The sequence below is a fragment of the Mesorhizobium sp. M7A.F.Ca.CA.001.08.2.1 genome (assembly GCF_003998455.1).
Taxonomy (GTDB): Bacteria; Pseudomonadota; Alphaproteobacteria; order Rhizobiales; family Rhizobiaceae; genus Mesorhizobium; species Mesorhizobium ciceri.
Genome location: NZ_RZPW01000714.1, coordinates 1 through 3206, shown reverse-complemented (window position 1 = coordinate 3206; position 3206 = coordinate 1). Strand labels below are relative to the sequence as shown.

Here is a 3206-nt window from a genome sequence, read left to right as displayed (position 1 = left end):
TTCTTGACCAGGTCCTTGTCGGCGTCGGGGGCATTGATGGTCACGGCGTAGCGCAGCGGATCGACGATGTCGGCATCCTCGTCGCTGGACGATCCCCACAGCTTGATGCCGAAAAGCTCGAAAGCGGCCGCCGGGGGCGATTCGGCGACGAGCACGGTCGAGCACATCATGGCCAGCAGCAGGGCGCGCGGAAGCGCACGCCCTGGCGCGCGACCTCCTGACATCTGCTCTTCATGCGCCGGCATTAAGACAACCTAGGTTACAAAACTAAAATTGGAATGAAGTTCTGAAGCGCTCGTAAAGGGGCCACAATCCAATTGTCTGAAATAGGACGGGCTTGGAATTCACACCTTTTGCGTCGCCGCAAGAAAGCGTGATCCCCTGTCCTATGGAGGTACTACCGGTCATCGACCGGAAAGGAAACCGTTGGCAGGCGGACCCCTGCCGCGTCCTTGTGTTGACAAGCCTGACTGAAGCTTGATCATGCCCGGACGTCAGCTGTGTCTGGAGGGGTGTTATGGCAATGCGCGCGGCTCGTGGTCTTTCGATTCTGATTCTCCTGTTTTTTGCCTGGGCCAATGTCCTGGCCTGGAGCAGCGTCGCGCAAGCGGCCGAGGCCCGGCGTATCGCGACAACGGACAATTCCGATTATTTCGGCTTTGATCTCAGGTCCGACCAGAATGTGACAATCGACCAGTGCAAGACGACATGCCTGGGAGACCCGGCCTGCCGTGCCTTCACCTACAATAAAAAAGCCAAATGGTGCTTCCTCAAATCCGACTACAACCAGTTGAAAACCTTCAACGGTGCGGTCGCCGGCAAGGTCGTCAACATCGATGGCGATCCTGATATCGGCGCGCCGCCGGAACTCGCCTTCTTCCCCAACTGGATGTCCGATCAGGCCCAGCAATACCGCAACAAGCTGCTCGGCCCGGCCTATGACAAGCCGACAGAAGGCATGGCAGCCTTGATGAGTGCCGCCGAACAGGCCGTGCTGACCGGCGACCACCGCTCCGCCATGCTGAAATACGAGGCCGCTGTCTCGGTACTGCCCGATGATGGCCAGCTCTGGCTCAACCTGGCGCGTGAAACGCTGGCCGTGCAGCCCGCCGCCAGCACATCCGAAGCTTCCACTTTGCCGACGAACGGCACTTCGGCCGCATTCAATGCCTATAAACTACTGCGCACCACCAAGACGCGCGCCGAAGTGCTGGCGCTGCTCGGCAACGGCCTCGACAAGCGCGATCTCTACCGGCCGGCGCTACAGGCCTATGAGGCGAGCCTTGCCCTGAACCCGTCGCCGGCGGTCCAGGCCGACTATGTCGATCTGAAGGCGCGCAAGGGTTTCCGCGTTATCGACCACACCATCGACGCCGACACCAGCGCGCCGCGCATCTGCGCGCAATTCTCCGAAGATCTGGTCAAGACCGGCGTCGATTACGCGCAATTCGTCACCGTCGACAATGCACCGCCCAAAGGCGTCGAGGCCAAGGACAAGCAGATCTGCGTCGAAGGGCTGGAGCATGGCCAGCACTACGACGTCACCTTCCGCGCCGGCCTGCCGGCGGCAATCGGCGAAGTGACCGCGGCACCCGTGGTGCTGTCGATCTATGTCCAGGACCGCGCACCGTCCGCCCGCTTCACCGGTGATAGCTTCGTGCTGCCGGCCGGCGCGCGCCGTGGCATTCCGATCGTTACCGTCAACATGAACGCTGCCGAGATGAAGCTCTATCGCATCGGCGATCGTTCGCTCGCCCAGCTTCTGTCGGGCTACCAGTTCCTGCACCAGCTGGACGGCTATGACATCTCCAACATTTCCGAGCAGATGGGCGCGCCGGTCTGGCAAGGCCAGCTCGACATCGCCAATGACCTCAACAAGGAGGTCACCACCTCCTTCCCGGTCGACCAGGCGGTGCCGCAGCGCAAGCCCGGCGTCTACGTGCTGACCGCCCAGGCCGTCAACGACAAGAGCGACGACTACAACTCGATGGCCACGCAATGGTTCGTCGTCTCCGACATCGGCCTGTCGACCTATACCGGTCAGGACGGGCTCAATGTCTTTGCCCGTTCGCTGGGCAGCGCCAAGCCGATCGCCGGCGCCGAACTGACGCTGGTCGCCAGGAACAATGAGGTTCTGGGCACGGCGACGTCGGATGCCGACGGCCATGCCGTCTTCAACCCCGGCCTGACGCGCGGCGACGGCGGCATGGTGCCGGCCGTGCTGATGGCAAAGCAGGGCGACAATGACTTCGTCTTCCTCGACATGGGCCGGGCCGGCTTCGACCTGTCCGACCGCGGCGTCACCGGGCGCGCGGCGCCAGGTGCGCTCGACGTCTATGCCTGGACCGAACGCGGTATCTACCGCGCCGGCGAGGATGTTCATGTCGCCGCACTTGCTCGCGACGGCGCCGCCAAGGCGGTCGAAAACCTGCCGTTGACCTTCATCTTCTCGCGCCCCGACGGCGTCGAGGACCGCCGTATCGTCAGCGACGGCGCATCAGCCGGCGGCCATGCCGTCGACCTGCCGCTCGCCCCCAACGCCATGCGCGGCACCTGGTCGGTGTCGATCTACACCGATCCCAAGCAGCCCGCGGTGGCCAGCCAGATGTTCCTGGTCGAGGATTTTGTGCCGGATCGCATCGAATTCGACATGAAGGCCGACAAGCAGGAAATCGCCCAGGGCGAAACCGCCAACATCGACATTGACGGCCGCTTCCTCTATGGCGCGCCGGCAGCAGGCTTGGCGCTGGAAGGCGAGCTGACGCTGTCGACGTCGCGCGACTGGGACCGCTTCCAGGGCTTTTCCTTCGGTCTCGCCGACGAGCAGTCGGCCGAACCCACGGTCACCCCCCTCGCCGATCTACCGGTGGTTGGCGATGACGGCAAGGTGACCTTCCCGGTCTCCGTCGACCAACTGCCCTCGACCACCAAGCTGGTCGACGCCAAGGTGACGGTCAGGATGCGTGAAACCGGCGGCCGCGCCATCGAGCGCTCGCTCAACATCGGCATCCGCCCGCAGGGCCATATGATCGGCATTCGTCCGGATTTCGCCGACAATGAAGTGCCGCAGGGCGGCACGGCCAAGTTCAGCCTGATCGCCGTCGATCCCGACGGCAAGCGTGAGGCGCTGAAAGGCGCGCAATGGACGCTGGTCAAGGTCGAACGCAATTACCAGTGGTACCGCTCCAACAATTCGTGGAATTACG

General features: G+C 63.1%; 1 protein-coding gene and 1 pseudogene. One reads left to right on the top strand and one right to left on the bottom strand.

The window, feature by feature from the left end; genetic code table 11:
• Positions 1-245, bottom strand: a pseudogene (locus EN914_RS29560) (outer membrane protein assembly factor); the annotation flags it as partial.
• A gap of 272 nt (positions 246-517) precedes the next feature.
• On the opposite strand from EN914_RS29560, the gene EN914_RS29555 reads away from it, so the two are divergent.
• The coding region (locus EN914_RS29555; protein ID WP_206527268.1) for an alpha-2-macroglobulin family protein at positions 518-3206 on the top strand (2689 nt) is incomplete at its 3' end.